Source organism: Clostridium sp. Marseille-P299, assembly GCF_900078195.1.
Classification (GTDB): Bacteria; Bacillota; Clostridia; order Lachnospirales; family Lachnospiraceae; genus Lachnoclostridium.
The window spans coordinates 1,370,554-1,392,454 of the sequence record NZ_FJVE01000007.1 but is presented as its reverse complement, the minus strand read 5'-3'; the positions used below and the strand labels follow the sequence as shown (position 1 = coordinate 1,392,454).

Genomic DNA, 21,901 nt, shown 5'->3' with positions numbered 1-21,901 from the left:
ACTTATTGTAGGTGTAAATAGCAAAAGCAGCCAAATTAAGGCTGCTTTTGTTGTTTATATTACATTATTCACTTTTCTCTTCTTTTCTACGAATAATATCGTACTGTTCAAGCTTGATTCCAAAATCAACAAAGATTTTTTGCTTTGGATGTGGACAACTTTCCATTTCATTGCCTTCTTCATCAAGAATCTTTTTCACAGTAACTAAAATATTCTCACCGTTTGGCTTCATAACTTCAACTTCATCGCCAACGCTAAACTTATTTCTTTGTTCTAATTCGCAAAGGTTATTCTCATCCACGGAACCTACAGTACCAAGATAAGTATACTCTTTTACATATACATTGTTATCATAAATCTGAGCATCTGCCTTAGGCTTATCGAAGAAGAAACCTGTTGTAAACTGACGATAGGTGCATTTTGCAATTTCTTGTCTGTAGTACTCTAAATTCTCTTTATAAAGCTCTGGAGATTCAAAGAAATCATCAATTGCTTTACGATAAGTTCTTGCAACAGTTGCAACATAAAGAGCTGTCTTCATACGACCTTCTACCTTTAAACTGTTGATTCCTGCTGCAACGATCTCAGGAATATATTCAATCATACATAAATCTTTTGAGTTAAAGATATAAGTACCTCTATCATTTTCAAACACTGGTAAATACTCACCAGGACGGTTTTCTTCCACAACATGATACTTCCATCTGCAAGGATGTGTACAAGCACCTAAATTCGCATCTCTTCCTGTAAAATAGTTACTTAATAAGCAACGTCCAGAATGAGCAATACACATAGCGCCATGAACGAAGGTTTCGATTTCTAAATCGGCAGGAATGTTCTTTCTTAAATCTGCGATTTCATCAAGGGAAAGTTCTCTTGCGGATACTACTCTTGTAGCACCCATCTTATGCCAGAAACGATATGTTCTATAGTTTACGTTGTTTGCTTGTGTACTAATATGAATATCAATCTCAGGTGCTACCTCCTGTGCGATATCAAACACACCAGGATCAGAAATAATAATCGCATCTGGTTTAATTTCTCTTAACTCTTCAAAATATTTAGCAACACCATCTAAATCACGGTTATGAGCCGTAATATTTGCTGTTACGTAAACTTTTTTACCATATTTATGAGCAAAAGCGATACCTTCCTTCATATCTTCTGCAGAAAAATTCTTAGCTTTCGCTCTTAATCCATACATTTCTCCGCCAATATATACTGCATCAGCTCCATACATAATTGCTGTTTTTAATACTTCTAAATTGCTTGCTGGAATTAATAATTCCGGTTTCTTAATATATTCCATTTTAATCCTCCAAGTAAATATTCAATTTTCCATAGTTTGTATCATACAATTTCTTTCTATGTTTATCTGATGAAAGTATAAACCCTCATCAAAAATCTACATAATTTATATTATACAATATCCTTCTATGCTCATCTGATGAAATCATAAACTTTCATCTAAAAATTGAATACTGTCTAAATGCGTTAATTGTTTACTTTATCGTTATTTAAATGTTTACTTTATCAATATTTAAATGTTTAATTCTTTTTTGCTTTTTAACTATGTTTAATTCTTTACTAATTTTATTACTATCTTGATTACATAAAACTTATTACTTTTAATTACTTATAAATTATTGCTCTTCTAATTATTTAAAAATTATTGCTCTTCTAATTATTTAAAACTTATTACTCTTTTAATTACTTAAAACTATTACTCTTTTGATTACTTAAAACTATTACTCTTTTGATTACTTAAAATTTATCTCTCAATACTTACTTAACCCTAGTACTAAGAGTCATCCCATCTCCCACAGGAAGAATAACAGTATCTAATTCCTCCATATGAGTCAACGCATAAAGATATTCTCTCATACGCACATGAATGGTTCTATCTCTTCTGACAATACTATATTTTGAATCCGCTATGCTTCCCTCTTGAAGAACATTATCTGTAATTAATAGACCGTCCAATGGTAACAGATCCATAATTTCAGGTAAGAAGTTCATATATTGACCCTTTGCAGCGTCCATAAAAATAAAATCATACGGTTCACTTAATGATTTATTAAGTTCCGCAATCTTATCAGAGTTTACATCATCTATTTCAAAATAAGATTTATTATCATAAGGTGTATAAATCTCACTAATATTTCCCTCTTTTTTGCCATTCAAAGCTTGTAAAACATCCATTGCGTCCCCTATTAAAAGTACCATATCTTTGGACCTTTTTGCAAGGGACAAATTTTTCTTTGCCTCTTCCACTCGTTTTGGAAATTTTTCAATGGTAGTAATTGTACAATCGCTAGGCATATACTCTGCTAATAAAGAGCAGGAAAAGCCTACTGCTGTCCCGACTTCTAAAATTCTCTTTGGCTTTTTTACCTTTAAAAGAAAACGAAGTAAGGATTGTGCATCTTTTCGAATGATCGGAACAAAATCTTTGAGTGCTTGCTGCTCTAAGGCTTGTAAATTCTCAGGTAATTCCCCCTCAAGTGAATTAATATAGGCGGCAATACGTTCATTTACAATCATATCTATCTCCTAACATCTTATCATTGAAAAGAGGTCGTCACATAACTATTGATAAGCATAAGCCTACAAAGAGTTATATGACAACCTCTAACTATTGTCAACGCGGATACTTAAATCCACTTACGCTACTACTACGGAGTCGTTGTTTCTGTATCCACTGCTTCTTCCTCCGCAATGGAATTCGTCGCATCCGTAATTATTTCTAATACATCATCATAATCCATGGATGTATTAAGAATAAAAGTCCCCGGCATAATATTGTATTCTTTTAACTTTGTCTTTAAATAGAACGAATACTTATTTACTGCAAGTTTACTTACTTCAAGTCTATTTGCTATATCCATAGTAGACTCGCCCTTTTTAATTTGAAATTCAACATCTCTACCAGGCTGCGCTTCCACTGCTACGGAACCAAATACTTGATATGCCATGTTATAAGTGTATGTTCCAACTTTTACAATAAGCATAATCACGATAAGGTAAAATAAAATATTTAAAAACATGCGTACTAGTGAACTAGTAATTTTATAAACTAATTTAGCTGTCGTGGTATTTGAATTTTCCATAATTATCTCCCTCGACAAAGCATACTTTCTTTGCCTTCAACTTTCTAAAGAGTCATGCTAAGCAAATACTTTATACTTCCATAATGATTGGAAGTATCATAGGATTTCTCTTCATCTTCTTCCATAAGTAATCGCTTAGGGAATCCTTAATTTCATTCTTAATTTTTCCCCAATCACTCATGTTCTTGCTTAAACACTTATCAAGAGCATCGTTTACAACAATTCTAGCTTCTTCCATCAAGTTTTCAGATTCTCTTACATAAACAAATCCTCTAGACACAATATCTGGTCCAGATAACACTTGATTGCTGAATTTTTCTAAAGTAACAACTACAATGATAAGACCATTCTCGGATAAATGCTGTCTATCGCGAAGAACGATATTACCAACATCACCAACACCAAGACCATCTACTAAGATGCCTTGAGCTGGTACTTCGCCAACAATTTTAGCGCTATCTTCCGATAATTCTAAAACATCACCAGAAGAAATTAAAACGATATTATCTTTGTGAATGCCCATTCCTTCTGCTAACTCAGCATGAGCTTTTAAATGACGATACTCACCATGAATTGGAATCGCAAATTTAGGTTTTGTAAGAGCATAAATTAACTTAATCTCTTCTTGACATGCGTGACCAGAAACATGAGTATCTTGGAATATTACTTTTGCACCCTTCATTGATAATTCGTTGATTATCTTAGATACATTCTTTTCATTTCCTGGAATTGGTGTAGAACTAAAAATTACAGTATCTCCAGGTTTAATGAATACTTTTTTATGAATAGAAGCAGCAATTCTTGATAATGCTGCCATTGCTTCGCCTTGGCTACCAGTCGTAATTAAAACAATCTGATCATCAGTATAATTCTTCATCTGCTCAATATCAATTAAAATATTATCAGGCATAGTAATATAACCTAAATCAGAAGCTGTAGAAATAATATTCACCATACTTCTACCTTCAATTACAACTTTTCTTCCGTATTTTGCTGCTGAATTGATTATCTGTTGAACACGGTCAACATTAGAGGCAAAGGTAGCAACGATAATACGGCTCTTTGAGTTCTCAGCAAAAATATTATCAAAGGTTTTACCAACAGTACGTTCAGACATTGTATAACCAGGTCTCATTACATTCGTACTATCTGCCATTAAGGCTAAAACACCTTTTTTACCAAGTTCTCCAAACTTTTGTAAATCTATTGTTTCACCAAATACTGGTGTGTAATCTACTTTAAAATCGCCTGTGTGTACAATAATACCAGCTGGCGTATGAATTGCTAATGCAGCTGCATCTGCAATACTGTGGTTTGTTCGAATAAATTCAATACGGAAACAACCTAAATTAATTGATTGTCCATATTTGATTACTTTTCTCTTGGTTGTTTTTAAAAGATTGTGTTCTTTTAATTTATTCTCAATGATACCAACTGTTAGCTTAGTAGCATAAATTGGTACATTAATGTCTTTTAATACATATGGTAAGGAGCCTATGTGGTCTTCATGACCATGTGTAATGACAAATCCCTTAACTTTACTAATATTATCCTTTAAATAAGTAATATCAGGGATTACTAAATCAATACCAAGCATCTCATCTTCTGGGAAAGCTAATCCGCAGTCTACAACAATGATGGTATCTTCATATTCAAATGCGGTAATATTCATACCGATTTGTTCAAGACCACCTAATGGAATAATCTTTACCGCAGGTTTTGCTGGTTTTCCTTTTTCCTTGTTCTCAACAACAACCTCTGGTTCCATCTTCACTGTAAGTTCAGCTTTTGTAGAAGCAGCAACTTTCTCAACTCTGTTTTGTCTTGATTGTTGGTATCCTTTCTTGGAATAATTATAATTTCTTTTCTTATAATTACCCGTATTTGCTCCTTTTGTTATTTCATTTTCTTTCAAAATTGCACCTCCAAAAATAAATTGATATGTAAATTTCGAAGTGCATTCGTATGTCAGCAGTTACTGCTGAATATGTTAGAGCTATTTATTTTCATCCGATTGTTTCTTTTTCATGCAATCATTGCATCTTCCAAATAATTTCACTTCATGATCAAGCACCTCAAAGTTCATCGTCTCATGAATTCTTTGTTCCAGTGCCTCCAATAAATCATCTTGAAATGTAAACACTTGACCACAGTCAAGACAAATCAAATGATGATGATGATGTCCACAATGTTTTTCATTTTGCTTTCCTATTTCATAACGTACATATCCATCATCTAAATTCAATTTATCGATTAGATTGAGATCAGATAACACTTGTATCGTCCGATAAACGGTTGCTAAACCAATATCCGGATACATATTTCTAACACAATCATAAATCTCCTCCGCGGTCAGGTGTTCATCCGGCCTTGAGCTTAACACCTCTAGGATTGCAATTCGTTGCGTCGTTATTTTTAATCCGTTTTGCCTTAGCATTAACTTAAACTTCTCCTGCATATCATCCATATCATCACCTACTGTTCTAACATTTTACCATAACGTATGCATTCCTTAATTATTGACTAAATCTATAAATTCAATCCTTATTGACTAAATAAAACATTGAATTTCATACTACTTAAATTCACATTAGTATGTATTATTATTCCGATATAATATCAGTATCTTCTAATAATTCTTCAAAAATCGATGCAATAAGGTTAATCTCTTTCTCATCTTCAACGATATCATATATCGCTTCACTATCATCTTGTTTTGAAATATCTTTTAAAATATAAGCTTCTTCTTCATCTTCAGAATCTTCTGTAACTAATAAATAACTAACTCCATTTAACTTAGTTTCTTCAATTACACGAAATTTAACCTCTTCATTATCCTCTGTGAAAAAACTTACAATATTATCGTTCTTATTCTCCATGAATACCCTTTCCTACTATAACAGACCAAGTCTATACTATATTATCATGTCCCTGATTTGAAAGATAGTCAAGATAGCTTTGTAATATAAACACTGCTGCTATCTTATCCACAACTTCCATCCTCTTTTTTAAACCAACGTTACCCTGATCTAAAATCTGATGTGCAGATACGGTTGTTAAACGTTCATCCCATAATTGTACAGGAAGTCCAGTTCTTCTCGTTAAATGTTCTGCAAATTCTTCTGATTTTAGTGCACGTTCACCAATGGTATTATTCATGTTCTTAGGATATCCAAGAACAATTTTTTCTACTTGGTATTCTTTAATTAACTCCTCAATACGAGCTAAGGTCTGCCTTAACTTTGTTTCTTGTTTCCTTCTTATGGTCTCTATTCCTTGAGCAGTAATTAACAATTCATCGCTAATTGCAACTCCAACGGTCATAGAGCCATAATCCAATCCCATAATTCTCATAAATTTAAACTTCCAACCTTTACATGATTACTTTAAATGGTTCTCGATATAATCCTTTAATAGTTCCTCAATTATTTCGTCACGTTCTACTTTCATAATTAAGCTTCTAGCACCTCTATGGTTCGTTATGTATGTCGGATCTCCAGACATTACATATCCTACAATCTGATTTACTGGATTGTATCCTTTTTCCGTTAAGGCAAGATAGACAAGGTCAAGCACTTCTTTAATAAATATCTCAGGTTCTTTCGCTACCTTGAAATACTGTGTATTGTTCATCTCTTGCATATACTCTCACGCCCTTCTTACTTTACAGTCTAAGAATCTAGCAAGGCTGTACATAAGAATTCCTCTTTGTTCAGTTCGCTAGATTCTCTCAACTTAACATTAATATTAGATGTATCTACGACTTCTACCTCTTACCTATATAATAATACAAATGTTTTGAAATATCAATCTAATATTTCTGTTAGCATAGTATCTTTGTCATATTGACCAATTATTTTAACTTTTATAATTTGGTTTGTTAAATCTTTTGATGTCTTAATAATACATCTTATATAGCGTTTATTATGCCCAACAGAATAAGTTTCACCATCAATAGTAATTTGTTCTTCTACTAAAATTTCATCACTTTGACCAATAAATTGTTCGCGGTAATTTCTTCTCATTTCTTCTTCTAAATGAATTAACTCTTCGCTACGTTTGCTCTTATCCTGGTCAGCAACCTGATTTGGCATGGATTCTGCATTTGTACCCTTACGTTTAGAGTATTTAAACACATGCATTTGTGCAAAAGCAACCTTTTTTAAGAAAGACTTAGTTTCTTCAAACTCTTCTACTGTTTCACCAGGAAAACCAACAATTACATCAGTAGTAATTGCAGGATCTTTAAAATACTTACGTAATAAAGTACATTTTTCATAATACTGATCTGGTGTGTATTTACGATTCATTCTCTTTAGAGTTTCTAAACAACCACTTTGTAAGGAAAGATGGAAATGAGGACAAATTTTTGATTGCTCTGCTAAAGTCTTCACAAAATCTTCTGTAATTATTCTTGGTTCTAAGGAGCCAAAGCGAATTCTTTCTAATCCTTCAATTTGATTTAATGAAATAATAAGTTCAAGCAATGGTGATTTTCCATCATCCGCTTGTAAAGAAGCTTGTTCTTTTACTGATTTTGTTTCAAAGCCATAAGAAGATAGATGAATTCCTGTAAGTACAATTTCTTTGTATCCTTTTTCAGTAAGGCGTGTAACTTCCGCTACAATATCTTCTTTCGCTCTGCTGCGGATACGACCTCTAGCATATGGGATAATGCAATAACTACAAAATTGGTTACAACCATCTTGTATTTTAATATAAGCACGTGTTTTTTCAGATACCGTAGCTAAGGATAAAGTTTCATATTCATTCTCTGCTGCAATATCAACAACAGAAGCGATTTCTGTTTCATTATAAAATGAATTTACAATGGAAACAATTTCACTCTTTCTGTTATTTCCAATGACAATATCAATGCTATTATCACTTTCTAGCTCATCTTTTGCAGCTTGTACATAACAGCCAACTGCAACAACAATTGCTTCTTCATTCATGTGTTTAGCTTTATGAAGCATTTGTCTGGATTTACGATCTGCAATGTTTGTTACGGTACATGTGTTTACAACGTAAATATCTGCTGGATCGCTAAAGTTTACAACCGTTGCACCTGCATCTACAAACAATTGTTGCATCGCTTCTGTTTCGTAGGAGTTAACCTTACAACCAAGGGTTAAAAAAGCGACTCTTTTATTTGAAATTTGATTATAATTGATGTTATTTTGGGCATTGATATTACCATCTATATTTTTTTGTTCCACGTCTATCATCCTTTCTCTTAAAATTCAACAAAAAGTGCTGAATTTTCGTGAATCATGTAAATTTGTGTTAACATAATTTATATACTTTGTATATTGACTTTTAATTCACTAAATTGTAGTATATACATGTAAGTGGGTGTCCTATATCTTGTCATTTAAGAAGTATAAAAAGGTACCCCATCTAGAAAAGCAAAATAAGGAGGAATTCCATATGAAAACAGTCAAAATATCATTAAATTCCATTGATAAGGTTAAATCTTTCGTTAACGATGTAACTAGATTTGATGCTGACTTTGATTTAGTGTCTGGCAGATACGTAATTGATGCAAAATCCATTATGGGTATATTCAGTTTAGATTTATCCAAATCTATTGACTTAAATATACATAGTGAAGATGATATCGATAGTATTCTTAACACATTAAAACCTTACATTGTAGAATAGTATTTGTTACTTTGGGGGATACATTTTGTATCCTCTATCTTTTACTTTTCTATAAGTAAAAGCGCTTGTTCTGTCGCTGTTTGTGACATAACAAACGCTTTTTTATTGTCTTAACTCTCTTATTTAACTAAGATAGTTTCTTTTGTTTCTAATGCTTCTTTTAATAAAGCGTCGATGTTTTCACTTAAATTTTCTTCCGATTTTTCAATTACACTAAGAATTGGTCTTGTTGTTGGATGTTTCGCAACAAAGATAGTGCAACAATCTTCGTAAGGTAAAATGGACGTCTCATAAGTTTTAATCTTTTCAGATACATCGATGATTTCTTGCTTATCAAAGCCGATTAATGGACGATATACTGGCATTGTACATACAGCATTTGTAGCCGCTAGGGAATGCATTGTTTGGCTTGCTACTTGTCCGATGCTCTCTCCTGTAATTAAACCAAGACAATTGTTCTTTTCAGCGATTTTTTCAGCAATTTTCATCATGTAACGACGCATAATAATTGTTAATTCCTCATGTGGGCATTTTTCATAGATATAAAGCTGAATATCTGTAAAATTAACAATATGAAGCTTAATTGGTCCTGTATATGCAGAAATAATTCTTGCTAAATCTACAACCTTTTGTTTTGCACGTTCAGAAGTATATGGTGGCGCATGGAAGTATGTTGCTTCTAAGCTAACTCCACGTTTGGAAATCATATATCCAGCAACTGGGCTATCGATACCACCGGATAAGAGTAACATAGCCTTACCATTTGTACCAACTGGCATTCCTCCTGGTCCTGGAATGATATGTGAGTATACATATGCTTTATTTCTAACCTCTACTGTGATTCTTGCCTGTGGGTTATGAACGTCTACTTTCATAGTAGGGAATTTATTTAATAAATAAGAACCCATTTCCACACAGATTTCAGGGGAAGTCATTGGATATTGCTTGTTGGAACGTTTTGCTTCCACCTTAAATGTAATGTTTTTATCTTCATAAAATTGGTCTACATATTCACCAACTTTAGTAGTTATTGTTTCCCAATCTGTTTCATCAATTACTACAACTGGACAGATTCCCCATACACCAAATACTTTTTTAAGTGCTTCTACGGTCTCTTCATAATCATAATCGTCTGGGCATTCAACAAAGATTCGACCAGATTCTTTGCTTACGTGATATTCTCCAAGTTTATCTAGATTGAACTTAATTTGATCACGTAATGCATTTTCAAATACATAGCGATTCTTTCCCTTAATACCAATTTCAGCATATTTTATTAAAAACGCCTTATACATGTTTTCCTCCTAATATGACGCAATCTTTTTTAATCTCTTGCGTAACTGTTTCATTTTATTTTCTTTTGTTGCTTGTGTACAAAGTACACGCAATGAATCCTGCAATCTATCATGGATTTTCCTGTTATTCTTATAGCTATAAATATTTAATGTAATTAAATATTCGAATTATTACTTTCTTGTGTAACGTCTTAATTTTGGCACTACATCCTTTAATACCGTAATGGCATAATCGATTTCTTCCATCGTTGTATTGATAGAAAAGCTAAAACGTAACGTTGATTCTAATAAAGTGCCTTCTAATCCAATTGCTTGTAAGCTTCCGCTAAGGCTTGGATGGTTTGACGCACATGCAGAACCAGCAGATACATAAACGCCTTTATCTTCCAGTGCATGAAGCAATACTTCGCTTCGAATTCCTGCAAAACTTACACTTACAACATGAGGTGCTGTCTTACGGATTCGCTCTTCTAAACTTAGGTCACTTTGATCTGCAAAGATTGCATTTACCGTTGTATCTTCAATACTACTTACTTCTTCTATAAAATGTTGCTTTAACTCATATAGTTTTGCAACTTTTTCATCATGATTTTCATAGATTTCTTTTACTGCTTGTGCTAAGCCAGCGATGGCAGGTACATTTTCAGTTCCTGAACGATAGCCTTTTTGTTGTCCACCACCATGAATAATTGGCTTGATTTTTAATTTGTCTTTGATATATAAAAATCCACTTCCCTTAGGTCCATGAATTTTATGGCCACTTACTGACATCATATCAATGTTTTCACGTTTTGGATATATTTTAAATTTACCAAATCCCTGAATTGCATCTACATGGAATATGATATCCGATTTTTTATTTTTAATTTGCTTTGCAATTGAAGCAATGTCTTGGATTGCACCCACTTCATTATTTACATACATAATAGAGACAATAATTGTCTCATCACAAATTTCATTTAATAAGTATTCCATATCGATTAAACCATTGTGATCAACAGGAATAAAACTAATGCGAAATCCCATATCCTCTAGTGCTAATAAAGGATTATGAACCGATGGATGTTCAAATCTTGTGGTAATAATATGCTTCCCGGCTCTTGCATTTGCTAGTGCAGCTCCAATTAAAGCAAAGTTATTGGACTCTGTTCCACCAGATGTAAATATAATTTCTTTTGGGTCAACTTTAATTGTTTTTGCAATTATATCTTTTGCTTCTTTTATATAGTTTTCAGCTTCTATGCCTTTACGATGCATAGAAGATGGATTTCCATAATTTATTTCTAATGCTTCTACCATAATGTCTTTTACAGAACTAGATACTTTTGTAGTAGCCGCATTATCTAAATAAGCTTCCATTCTATTACCGTACCTTTCATTTCAACCAATGTTTCTGGTTATTTGTGATGCTTGTGTTCTTCGTAGTATTCGTTATGAATACTTGATAAATTCAGAATTTAGATTTTCAATATTACCATGATTAAATTTTTTCATCTCTGTTCCGATTCCTTATTTGGAAGCTACTAATGGTTTATAACTCTGACAAAAGCAGATATAAAAAGTTCAAACTCCTCACTTTGTTTGTCAAACAGTGAACTTTTTATATCTAAATCAAAGTTTTAAACCATAACTAGCTTCACAAATTCGTCATAGTCACGTCGATGTAAAAGTTTTAATCTTGGTAATTAATATACTTTATCGACTGAATTTATCAAGTATCGTTTAGGCTTTGAAACTGCGAGGTTTAAGTTAATTATCTTCCTCAAGTTCATACATAAGGATAGACAATATCGCAAGTCCTGCTGTTTCCGTGCGAAGAATACGCTTTCCAAGCGTAATAGGTGCGATTCCTTCTGAAATAGCATTTTCTATCTCTTCATCTTCAAATCCACCTTCAGGACCAATGAAAATACCAACCGATTGTTTGCCTTTCATTTGCTTTATGAGACTTTTTGTCGCCTCCATCCCCTCTGCATGTTCAAATGGAATGACGGAAGCGTCTAAGCTCTTTGCATATTTTAAGGCTTCTTTATAGCTCATTGGCTCTTTTATCGTTGGGATTAATCCACGCATCGACTGTTTTGCCGCACTTAAAGAGATGGATTGCCAACGTTCCATCTTCTTTTGCTCTTTTTTCTTATCTTCTATTTTAACGATGGTTCTCTTCGTTATCACCGGGATAATTTCATATACGCCAAGTTCTACTGCTTTTTGGATGATTAATTCCATCTTGTCCTTTTTTGGTAGTCCTTGAAATAAATACAATTTTGTCTTAAGTTCCGATGCAGTCTCTTCTTCACCTTGTATCTCAACACGTATACAATCAGAAGACATATCAGCTATTATACAATAAAAATCTTTTCCTTGTCCATTACAAATTACTAGCTTCTCTCCGATACGCATACGTAGTACATTTTTTATATGATTCACATCACTACCTGTGATAAGAATTTCTTTTTCTTTTATATTCTCATTTTCTACATAAAATCGATACATAGACGGAATCCTTTCTCTCATAGCATTATTTTATTCCGACGAATCATTTTTAATCTCAATCATTGATTATAACACCTTAAATGTATTTTGACTATAGCTTTTTATCGAGTAATTGTATCGTTAAAGCAATTTCATGTAATGAACCGAAAAAAGTTTATGTCATATAGAATACCATCAAGCTGGTATATAAATGCATATTTAGATATAACACAATAAAAAGCAGTCAATCATATAGACTAACTGCTTATCATAAATGAATATTAAGTTTTTTAAATGGCTATATGTAATTATTATAATTCATACATAAATCAATCGTTAACTCTCCCATCCTCACTTTTCTCATAGAAGGCGGCATGAAGAGCTTGAGAACGTTTCTCAATCATCTTCTTTGTTATATCAGTATTCAAGAATACATCATAACCATGGAAAACACCTTTTACATCTTCTAGCTGAACTTTTACTCCTGCTCCCATTAAAGATTTTGCATAAGCCACACCCTCATCATGAAGAGAATCAAATTGAGAAGTCTCTATGTAGGCAGGTGGTAACCTCGAAAAATCTTCTGCAAGCATTGGACTTGCATACTCTTTCTTCTTAGTAACACCGTTTCTTAAGTATAAATCCCACATTTTTTTTGATAAAGAAGCGTTCCATAGCGGACTATCTACATACCTTTTCATCGTTTCAGTTTCCATACGTGAGTCAGTTACTGGATAAATAAGCATTTGATAGCATATCTGTATGTCAGTTTCGTCTCTACACCATAAGGTACATGCCCCTGTTAAGGCACCACCTGCACTATCTCCACCTAATGCAATTTTTTTGTTATTCACCCCAAGCTGTTTCGCGTGTTTCCATACATACTGAATGGCACTACAACAATCATCAAAAGGAATTGGAAATGGGTATTCATCAGAGGTTCTATAATGGACAAATACCACCATACATTTTGCTTTTCTAGCATATTCACAAACATGCCTATAAATATATCCCGCATCTTTGAGAAGAAAGCCACCGCCATGAAAATAAATAAGGCAAGGCATGTTCTCATTCATATCTTTTGGTTTATAAATGCATAAAGGTATCTTTTCTTCGCCTTCGGTACTAATATAGTGTATCTCTCTATGAATATCCTTCGGTGTTTTTGGTAACCCACCTTTCGATAATATTTTATTAGCCAATTTGGTGTTGGATAGTGTTAATAATTTTCCTGGTATACTGAACTTATTTAAAAGATAATAACCTTTTGCCAAGGGATATTTCTTATCACGATGATGAAACCACATTCCTAGTGCTCCAGCAATTCCTGCTACTATGATAGCTTTCCGTTTCACTGCGTTTGCTCCTTTCTAGTAATACCTCTGAAATCCCTGTTGTAACACATGAATTTCATACGAAGCGCAATTCTGTTTGAATTATAACATTTTCAAGTAGCTATCACAATAAAAACAACTAACTGCAAGTTTTCATAAAACTATCCTGCTTTCCCAAGCCGAAACTTATCTGTTCTTTAGTTTACAAATCCCCTGTGTCATCGTTCCCATCGGGCAATAAACACACCAGGAACGAGGTTTATATAAGAACATAGTAATCAGACCTAATACGGTAGAGGTTAACATAACACTATAAAATCCAAACGCAAATTGCGCCACCCAAGGAGCAAAGACTGTTCCATGATAAGCAAAATGCCATGGCATTTTAAAGGTCCACAATAATTTTACGACTTCGCTCACCCCGTTTTGCCCTGCGAAAACCAAATAGGTAGTAAACAGCATATTGATAAACATAGTAAGGAAGAAAATCAAGAATCCATAACGAAACCAGTGACTCTTTAAAAAGCCTGGAATATCTTTTTTTCTTGATAGCTTTAATTTGTTCCCAAGTAGATCAAATAACTGCCCTCTTCCGCAGTATTTGTTGCAATAGGATTTGTTACCTTTTACAATTGAAATACCTAGTGGTACAAAAAAGCAAATGAGTCCAATCCACGCAAAAAGGATATTTACAAAGCCTAAAATCAAATAAATCGTAGACAAAATCCATAAATAGTCATACCATTTCTTCTTAGTTTTCATGCGCTTCCTCGCTTTCCACCGATGTTGTAATAATACTGATTACCGAAGCTGGACATGCCTTAGCACATAACCCACAACCAATGCACTTACTCGTATCAATGTCCGCATAAATTCCTTTTGGAACCGTGATTGCGTTTCTTGGACAAACTTTAATACAACTTCCACATGCTACGCATTGTTTTATATTTACAGTTGCGTATCTTTTCCTTTTTTGTACTGTCATAAGTACCTCCACATTGTTTTTCTTTATAGTAACAAATATGAAGTTGGTTATCTGTGACAAAATCACAGAATAGATTAATGTGAAGCATTCTTCAAGTGTAACAAAATCAAATCCAGAGCAATATAGTTCATTCGTTAATTGTAACAGCATGAAATATAAAATCAATTTGGTGCATTTATTTACTAAATACAATCATATATAAACAAAAAAGAGGCTGCCTCAAAATAGTATTTTACACGCATAAAATAGATCTATTTTGAGACAGTCTCTTATATAATTAATTCTATTTTCTAACCTTTGCTACAATAGATACCCAGTCACCCATTTTAGTAACTTCTACTATATCAAAGCCATTTTTATCAAGGGCTTGCTTAACTTCTTCTTCCTTCATATCAATGATACCAGAGCTAATCCATACCCCATCTGGCTTCATGAATTCAGCTACAACATCGGAAAGAGGAATGATTACATCTGCAAGAATGTTAGATACTACAACATCATAACAGTTTTGCCCGATGTTCTTTCTTAAGTTCGCATCATCAATGACATTACCATCTAAAAGTTCGAGTAAACCTTCATTTCTTAGAACCGTATCTGATTCTTCTAATCTCTTAACGTTTAAGTGATTTACTTCTGCATTCTCTACCGAAGCATTGACTGCATTTTCATCGATATCTGTTGCCACTGCAAGTTTAGCTCCAAGTTTCATACCAATGATTGATAAAATACCAGAGCCACAGCCAAGGTCTAATAGGTTATCTCCTGGCTTCATATATTTCTTCATATTTAAAATACAAAGTTTCGTTGTTTCATGTGAACCAGTACCAAATGCAGTTCCTGGATCTATTTCAATCACTAAATCAGTATCTTTTACTTCAGAAAGTGTCTCCCATGTAGGTTTGATCACAATTGTATCATCTACACGGAAAGGCTTGAAGAATTCTTTCCAGTTATTCATCCAGTCTTTATCTTCTGTTTCTGAAGCTTTAATTTCACCAGAACCAATGTTAACAAAGGCAGATAATTCTTCTAAACCTTCTTTTACCTTTAAAATGATTTCGTTCTCATCTTCTTCTACATCAAGATAAAAGTTTACATTGGCAACACCATCATCTGGTCCAAGCTCTGGTAGAATATCAATAAACATACGTTGCTTTTCTTCCTCAGTAATCGGTACCTTGTCTTCTATCTCTATTCCTTGAATACCGATTTCATCTAGCATACTGCTGACAAGATCGACTGCCTCGGTGGTTGTTTCAAGCGTAAGTTTTTTCCACTTCATGTTTTACCCGTACCTTTCAAATTTTTTGCTCATTTTCCGAAGAATTTTTTCTTCTTTCCTTCTTCGTTCTCATCATGCTTTTTATCGGAATCTTTCTTTCCTGTAAAGGATTCATCCAATTTCTTAATTAAGTCTTTTTGTTCACTTGTTAACTTAGTAGGTACCTGTACCACTAATGTTACATAATGGTCACCACGTACATTTTTATTACGTAGCGTTGGAACACCTTTACCACGTAAGCGAACCTTAGTATCTGTTTGAGTTCCTGGTTTTACTTCATATAAAACGTCACCGTCTACTGTACTAATTTTAACATCGCCACCTAATGCAGCCTGAGCAAATGACATTGGAGCAGTTGAATAAATATCATATTCTTGTCTTTGGAAGATTGGGTGTCTTGATACACTTACTTCTACTAATAAGTCACCACGTTCGCCTCCGTTAGTACCAGGTTCTCCTTTACCACGAATACGAATGCTTTGACCATTATCAATACCTGCTGGAATGGATACTTGAATTTTCTTTCGATTGCTTACATATCCAGTACCATAACAGTCGGAACACTTCTCTTTTATGATCTTACCAGTACCTTGACAGTCTGGACAAGTTTGTACGTTTCTAACCATACCAAATAAAGATTGTTGTGTAAATACAACTTGACCTTTACCACCACACTTGCTACAAGTTTCTGGATGGCTTCCTGGTTTTGCACCTGTTCCATGACATGTATTACACTCATCTTTTAATGTTAAATCTAGTTCTTTTTCGCAGCCAAATACTGCTTCTTCAAAAGTAATACGAACTCCTGTACGAAGGTTAGCACCTTTCATAGGACCATTATTCGCACGTCTTGTTCTTCCACCGCCGAATAAATCGCCAAAGATATCTCCAAAGATATCTCCCATATCTCCTGAGAAATCAAATCCGCCTGCGCCGCCGCCTTGTTCAAATGCTGCGTGACCGAATTGATCGTATTGTCTCTTCTTATCCGCATCACTTAACACTGCATATGCTTCGGAAGCTTCTTTAAATTTTGCTTCTGCTTCTTTATCTCCTGGATTTGCATCTGGGTGATATTTTTTAGCGAGCTTACGGTATGCTTTTTTAATATCATCATCTGAGGCACTTTTTGGAACTCCAAGGACCTCATAGTAATCTCTTTTATCTGCCATACTTTCCTCCTACTCTCCATATTAAACTTTTGGGAGTACTATTTTACATGTTTTGAGTGTCAAAGTTTACGCTTTGGAATGAATCATGCTGTACAAATATTCGCCGCTACTCGATTCCGAATTTAAGTATATCTAAGTCGAATGGAGAGTTTTTCTTAGTGTTCGTGACCGATACCAATTCGCCATCCTGGCTCAGTGGCATCTTGATTCGCCGTCCATGGCGAATCATCACTAGTTTTTTCACATTTGACTAAGATATACTAAAATTCTCCATAGATTCGCTCTGAATATTTGTACATCATTATTCATTGGTAAGTTTTTTGATATTCGATTCAATTTTTTAATTTGAATAATTTATTTATTTCTAATCCACAAATAGGCAGTCTATGAAAGACCGCCTATTCATTGCTGCTATGGTACGGACCCATAAGCACTATATTACTGAATATTATAAACTTCGTCAAGATTTTTGTTCTTGGTGAAGTATTACTTCATCAAAAAGTTTTGATCCTTCTTGAAGTTTTACTTCCGTAAGAAGTTTTGATTTTTCTAGACGTTCTTTTTAAGATTAATCATACTTCTTTGAAGTTTTTAATATTACACTTCTTTATAGTCACCATCAACTACATCATCGCCAGCATAGCTTGTATCCTGTGCTCCAGACATATCTGGGCCAGCGCCTGCTGCACCTTGAGCTTGCTCATAAAGCTTGCTAAATAATGCTTGAGAACTGTTCATTAATTTCTCTTTTGCTGCCTTTAAGTCTTCTACTTCTCCATCAGACATTACTTCTGGATTTGCTTTTTCTACTAATTCTTTTAAGTGAGCTAAGTCAGCTTCTACTGCAGATTTTTCAGAAGCATCAAGTTTGTCACCAACTTCTGATAAAGCTTTTTCAGTTTGGAATACGATTGAATCAGCGTCGTTTCTTGTATCTACTGCTTCTTTACGTTTCTTATCCTGAGCTTCGTATTCAGCTGCTTCTTTAACTGCCTTTTCGATATCAGAATCGGACATGTTAGATCCAGCTGTAATTGTGATGTGTTGTTCTTTTCCTGTTCCAAGATCTTTTGCGGATACATTTACGATACCATTTGCATCGATATCAAATGTAACTTCGATTTGTGGAACACCTCTTCTTGCTGGTGGAATTCCATCTAAACGGAATTGTCCAAGAGACTTGTTGTCTTTCGCAAACTGTCTTTCACCTTGAACTACGTTAATATCAACTGCTGTTTGGTTATCAGCTGCTGTAGAGAAGATCTGGCTCTTTCTTGTAGGAATTGTAGTATTTCTTTCAATTAATCTTGTAGCTACACCACCCATTGTTTCGATGGATAAGGATAATGGAGTAACGTCAAGTAATAAGATATCGCCTGCGCCTGCATCACCAGCTAATTTACCACCTTGAACGGATGCACCGATAGCAACACATTCATCTGGGTTTAAGGATTTGCTTGGTTCATGTCCAGTTAATTGTTTAACTTTTTCTTGAACTGCTGGTACACGAGTAGATCCACCAACTAATAATACTTTGCTAAGTTCAGAAGCTGTTAAACCAGCATCTTTTAATGCATTTTGAACTGGAATTGCAGTTCTTTCAACTAAGTCATGAGTTAATTCATCGAATTTAGCACGAGTTAAGTTAAGGTCAAAGTGTTTTGGACCTTCAGCTGTAGCTGTGATAAATGGAAGGTTAACGTTAGTTGTTGTAGAAGCAGATAATTCTTTCTTAGCTTTTTCTGCTGCTTCTTTTAATCTTTGAAGAGCCATCTTATCTGTAGATAAGTCAACACCTTCTGTTTTCTTAAATTCATCAATAAAGTAACGAGTGATTCTTTCATCGAAATCATCACCACCAAGTCTATTATCACCAGATGTAGCTAATACTTCGATAACACCATCACCGATTTCGATAATGGAAACGTCGAATGTACCACCACCTAAGTCATAAACCATGATTTTTTGTTCATGTTCATTATCAAGACCATAAGCTAAAGCTGCTGCTGTTGGCTCGTTGATAATTCTCTTAACATCAAGACCAGCGATCTTACCAGCATCTTTTGTTGCCTGTCTTTGAGCATCGTTAAAGTAAGCAGGTACTGTAATAACAGCTTCTGTTACCTTTTCTCCAAGATAGCTTTCTGCGTCAGCTTTTAATTTTTGAAGAATCATTGCAGAAATTTCTTGTGGAGAGTATTTCTTATCATCAATGCTTACTTTATAATCTGTACCCATATGTCTTTTAATGGATGAGATTGTCTTGTCAGCGTTTGTTACTGCCTGACGTTTTGCTGGTTCACCAACGATTCTTTCTCCTGTTTTAGTAAAAGCAACTACGGATGGAGTTGTTCTAGCGCCTTCTGTGTTTGCGATTACGACTGGTTTTCCACCTTCCATAACGGCAACACATGAGTTAGTTGTACCTAAATCAATACCAATTATTTTTCCCATGTTTTTGTCCTCCTATTTATATTATAACAATTAATCAAAAAATTAATTAAAACCTAATCTTTTGGTATAAACTTATTTAATTCACTACTTTTACCATGCTATGTCTTACAACAGAGTCACGGTACATATAGCCTTTTAAGAATTCTTCAGCTATAATATTTTCACCTAATTCTTCATCTTCTGTATGCATTACTGCATTATGGAAATTAGGATCAAATTCTTTTCCTACTGCTTCAATGGTTTTTACACCCGCAGCTTCTAGGACGTCAAGTAATTGTTTGTATATTTTCTCAATTCCTTGAACAAAAGCGCTTGATTTTTCTTCTTCAGTAACAACGCTTAGTCCTCTTTCAAAATTATCAACAACTGGCAAAATCTTTTCGATAATGTCTTTTGCTCCAACTTCAAACATCTGAGATTTTTCTTTTTCAGAACGTTTTCTAAAGTTATCAAACTCAGCCATAGTACGGATCAAACGGTCGTTTAATTCTTCGATTTTTTCATCCTTTTTATCTTTCTTATCTTTTTTCTTGAAAAAGGATTTTTTATCTTTACCGTTTTCTTCATCTGTGCTTTCTTCTACTTCTTCTGTAGCTTCTTCAGTAACTTCTTCAGTTGTTTCAGAAGTATCATCGCTATTATTTGTACTGTCAGCGATATCTTTTTCTATCATATCTTCCAGTTCATCTTTTTCTAACTCGTTAAAATCTATTGTATCTGACAACTATCTTCACCATTCCTTCCCATCGTAACTACATCTTATTTTTTATCACCTTTAAAAATGTCATCCAATTGGCTCATAAGACTTTGTAAGGTGCTAACAACTTTTTCATAATCCATTCGTTTTGGACCAATAATACCAATTTTTCCATAAACGCCTTCTTCGATTTGGTAAGTAGCTGTAACTACTGCGCAATCTTTCATGGATTCTACTGGTGTTTCATTCCCAATATATACTTGGATGCCTCGGTTTTCACCGTTTTCTGCTTCGCTACTCATGAGATTCGTAAGTTGCTTTTTCTCTTCTATTGTATAAAGCAGCTCGCTGGCTTTTTCTGTATCACTTAATTCAGGATACTTAAGAATATTGGTTGCTCCACTTGTGAAGATTTGTACATCTTCTTCTTCACTAATTGCTTGTGCAACCGCATCGAGTATGTCACTAACAACATTAGTATACCCAGCAGTCTGTGCTTTCATTTTCTGAATTAAGGATAAATTAATCTCCGATAAATCTAAGCCTTGTAAAAATGTGTTCAGCACAATATTAAGTTTTAAAACAATTTCTTTTTCAAGTGGTTCATCCACTGAAATTATTTTATTCTTAACAATATTACCTTCTAAAACAATTACTGCTAGAATCTGTGTACTATCTACATCAGTGATTTGTATGAACTTAACTTTACGGCTACGATACTGTGGTGCAGTAATCATTGTCGTATAATTTGTATTAACTGCTAAAAGCTTTGCTACTTGTTTTAAAAGTGTTTCCATCTTATCTGCTTTTTCAAGTAACATGCCTCGCATCTCTTCTACCTCTGTTGTCTTTTCCGCCATCAGCATATCGACATAGAATCGATATCCCTTATCCGATGGAATTCTTCCAGCAGATGTATGAGGTTGCACTATATATCCAAATTCCTCTAAATCAGCCATTTCATTTCGAATTGTTGCAGAACTTAAATTTAAGTCCGTATCCTTCGAAATAGTTCTTGAACCAACTGGTTCCCCTGTTTCTAGGTAATTGCGAATAATAGCTTGTAAAATTTTTATCTTCCTATCATCTAATTCCATCATACCCTCTTTCTCAGATGATTCATCTGTACTATGAAATGTTTGAGCTAACATATGATGTTGATGTTGTTAGCACTCATTCGATTAGAGTGCTAATATCTTTAAACATAAGATATCACTATCAAATTATTTTGTCAATATGTATTATGGATTTTTTTTAATTTTTTTATTAAAACATATAATTAACACACTTAACCATTTAACCCAAATTATAAACATAGAATTAATAGAATGATATTCATATATTTAACAACTAAAAAAAGTGACTGATGTGATAACTGACACACCAGCCATTATTCATGCAATAATAAAAATGATAATTGGAATAACAAAAAA

Annotated in this window: 21 protein-coding genes; 1 reads left to right on the top strand and 20 read right to left on the bottom strand. The window is 33.9% G+C overall.

What is annotated here, in order from left to right; translation table 11 throughout:
• Positions 1–64: 64 nt before the first annotated feature.
• The 9 genes from BN4220_RS14000 to mtaB all read right to left on the bottom strand — a co-directional run bounded on the left by BN4220_RS14000 (position 65) and on the right by mtaB (position 8,329).
• Positions 65–1,300: a U32 family peptidase C-terminal domain-containing protein gene (locus BN4220_RS14000; RefSeq protein WP_066720994.1), complete on the bottom strand. Its 1,236-nt coding sequence runs from the start codon at positions 1,298–1,300 to the stop codon at positions 65–67.
• Positions 1,301–1,785: 485 nt separating this feature from the next.
• Positions 1,786–2,544: an O-methyltransferase gene (locus BN4220_RS13995; protein ID WP_066717561.1), complete on the bottom strand. Its 759-nt coding sequence runs from the start codon at positions 2,542–2,544 to the stop codon at positions 1,786–1,788.
• Positions 2,545–2,675: 131 nt separating this feature from the next.
• Positions 2,676–3,110 carry an endolytic transglycosylase MltG gene (locus BN4220_RS13990; protein WP_066717560.1) on the bottom strand — a complete coding sequence of 145 codons (435 nt, stop codon included), beginning with the start codon at positions 3,108–3,110 and terminating at the stop codon, positions 2,676–2,678.
• A gap of 70 nt (positions 3,111–3,180) precedes the next feature.
• Entirely contained in the window at positions 3,181–4,878 is a 1,698-nt protein-coding gene (locus tag BN4220_RS13985; RefSeq protein ID WP_066720992.1) for a ribonuclease J, read from the bottom strand.
• Between the two features lie 228 nt (positions 4,879–5,106).
• Positions 5,107–5,577 carry a Fur family transcriptional regulator gene (locus BN4220_RS13980; RefSeq protein WP_066717547.1) on the bottom strand — a complete coding sequence of 157 codons (471 nt, stop codon included), beginning with the start codon at positions 5,575–5,577 and terminating at the stop codon, positions 5,107–5,109.
• A 136-nt stretch (positions 5,578–5,713) separates the two neighbouring features.
• Complete coding sequence (locus tag BN4220_RS13975; RefSeq protein ID WP_066717543.1) at positions 5,714–5,989, bottom strand: DUF1292 domain-containing protein; 276 nt, start codon at positions 5,987–5,989, stop codon at positions 5,714–5,716.
• A gap of 31 nt (positions 5,990–6,020) precedes the next feature.
• Positions 6,021–6,464 (bottom strand): Holliday junction resolvase RuvX, encoded by a 444-nt coding sequence (ruvX, locus tag BN4220_RS13970; protein ID WP_066717542.1) that lies wholly within the window; start codon positions 6,462–6,464, stop codon positions 6,021–6,023.
• Between the two features lie 27 nt (positions 6,465–6,491).
• The gene (locus BN4220_RS13965) at positions 6,492–6,752 is read right to left on the bottom strand and encodes an IreB family regulatory phosphoprotein (protein ID WP_066717539.1); all 261 of its coding nucleotides are present in this window, start codon (positions 6,750–6,752) and stop codon (positions 6,492–6,494) included.
• A 164-nt stretch (positions 6,753–6,916) separates the two neighbouring features.
• A complete protein-coding gene (gene mtaB, locus BN4220_RS13960; RefSeq protein ID WP_347477103.1) occupies positions 6,917–8,329 on the bottom strand; it encodes a tRNA (N(6)-L-threonylcarbamoyladenosine(37)-C(2))-methylthiotransferase MtaB in 1,413 nt (470 codons plus the stop codon).
• A gap of 211 nt (positions 8,330–8,540) precedes the next feature.
• Between mtaB and BN4220_RS13955 the strand changes: the two genes are divergently transcribed.
• The gene (locus BN4220_RS13955; protein WP_066717536.1) at positions 8,541–8,774 is read left to right on the top strand and encodes an HPr family phosphocarrier protein; all 234 of its coding nucleotides are present in this window, start codon (positions 8,541–8,543) and stop codon (positions 8,772–8,774) included.
• 119 nt (positions 8,775–8,893) lie between these two features.
• On the opposite strand, the gene thiI is transcribed toward BN4220_RS13955, so the two are convergent.
• The 11 genes from thiI to hrcA form a co-directional block, all read right to left on the bottom strand.
• A complete protein-coding gene (gene thiI / locus BN4220_RS13950; protein WP_066717535.1) occupies positions 8,894–10,069 on the bottom strand; it encodes a tRNA uracil 4-sulfurtransferase ThiI in 1,176 nt (391 codons plus the stop codon).
• Between the two features lie 171 nt (positions 10,070–10,240).
• Positions 10,241–11,428, bottom strand: a complete 1,188-nt coding sequence (locus BN4220_RS13945; protein ID WP_066717532.1) for a cysteine desulfurase family protein — start codon at positions 11,426–11,428, stop codon at positions 10,241–10,243.
• 390 nt (positions 11,429–11,818) lie between these two features.
• Entirely contained in the window at positions 11,819–12,565 is a 747-nt protein-coding gene (locus tag BN4220_RS13940) for a 16S rRNA (uracil(1498)-N(3))-methyltransferase (RefSeq protein ID WP_066717529.1), read from the bottom strand.
• Positions 12,566–12,873: 308 nt separating this feature from the next.
• A complete protein-coding gene (locus BN4220_RS13935) occupies positions 12,874–13,899 on the bottom strand; it encodes an alpha/beta hydrolase (RefSeq protein ID WP_066717527.1) in 1,026 nt (341 codons plus the stop codon).
• Between the two features lie 165 nt (positions 13,900–14,064).
• Positions 14,065–14,640, bottom strand: coding sequence for a 4Fe-4S binding protein (locus BN4220_RS13930; protein WP_066717523.1), 576 nt, complete (start codon positions 14,638–14,640; stop codon positions 14,065–14,067).
• Positions 14,630–14,863 carry a 4Fe-4S dicluster domain-containing protein gene (locus BN4220_RS13925; protein ID WP_066717521.1) on the bottom strand — a complete coding sequence of 78 codons (234 nt, stop codon included), beginning with the start codon at positions 14,861–14,863 and terminating at the stop codon, positions 14,630–14,632. Before BN4220_RS13925 ends, BN4220_RS13930 begins: the two co-directional genes overlap by 11 nt.
• Before the next feature lie 283 nt (positions 14,864–15,146).
• Positions 15,147–16,145: a 50S ribosomal protein L11 methyltransferase gene (gene prmA / locus BN4220_RS13920; RefSeq protein WP_066717519.1), complete on the bottom strand. Its 999-nt coding sequence runs from the start codon at positions 16,143–16,145 to the stop codon at positions 15,147–15,149.
• A gap of 29 nt (positions 16,146–16,174) precedes the next feature.
• On the bottom strand, positions 16,175–17,317 hold the full coding sequence (gene dnaJ / locus BN4220_RS13915; RefSeq protein WP_066717516.1) for a molecular chaperone DnaJ: 1,143 nt from the start codon (positions 17,315–17,317) through the stop codon (positions 16,175–16,177).
• A 597-nt stretch (positions 17,318–17,914) separates the two neighbouring features.
• Positions 17,915–19,771, bottom strand: coding sequence for a molecular chaperone DnaK (gene dnaK / locus BN4220_RS13910; protein ID WP_066717514.1), 1,857 nt, complete (start codon positions 19,769–19,771; stop codon positions 17,915–17,917).
• Positions 19,772–19,847: 76 nt separating this feature from the next.
• A complete protein-coding gene (grpE, locus tag BN4220_RS13905; protein ID WP_347477101.1) occupies positions 19,848–20,495 on the bottom strand; it encodes a nucleotide exchange factor GrpE in 648 nt (215 codons plus the stop codon).
• Positions 20,496–20,530: 35 nt separating this feature from the next.
• Entirely contained in the window at positions 20,531–21,565 is a 1,035-nt protein-coding gene (gene hrcA, locus BN4220_RS13900; protein WP_066717511.1) for a heat-inducible transcriptional repressor HrcA, read from the bottom strand.
• Positions 21,566–21,901 lie beyond the last annotated feature (336 nt).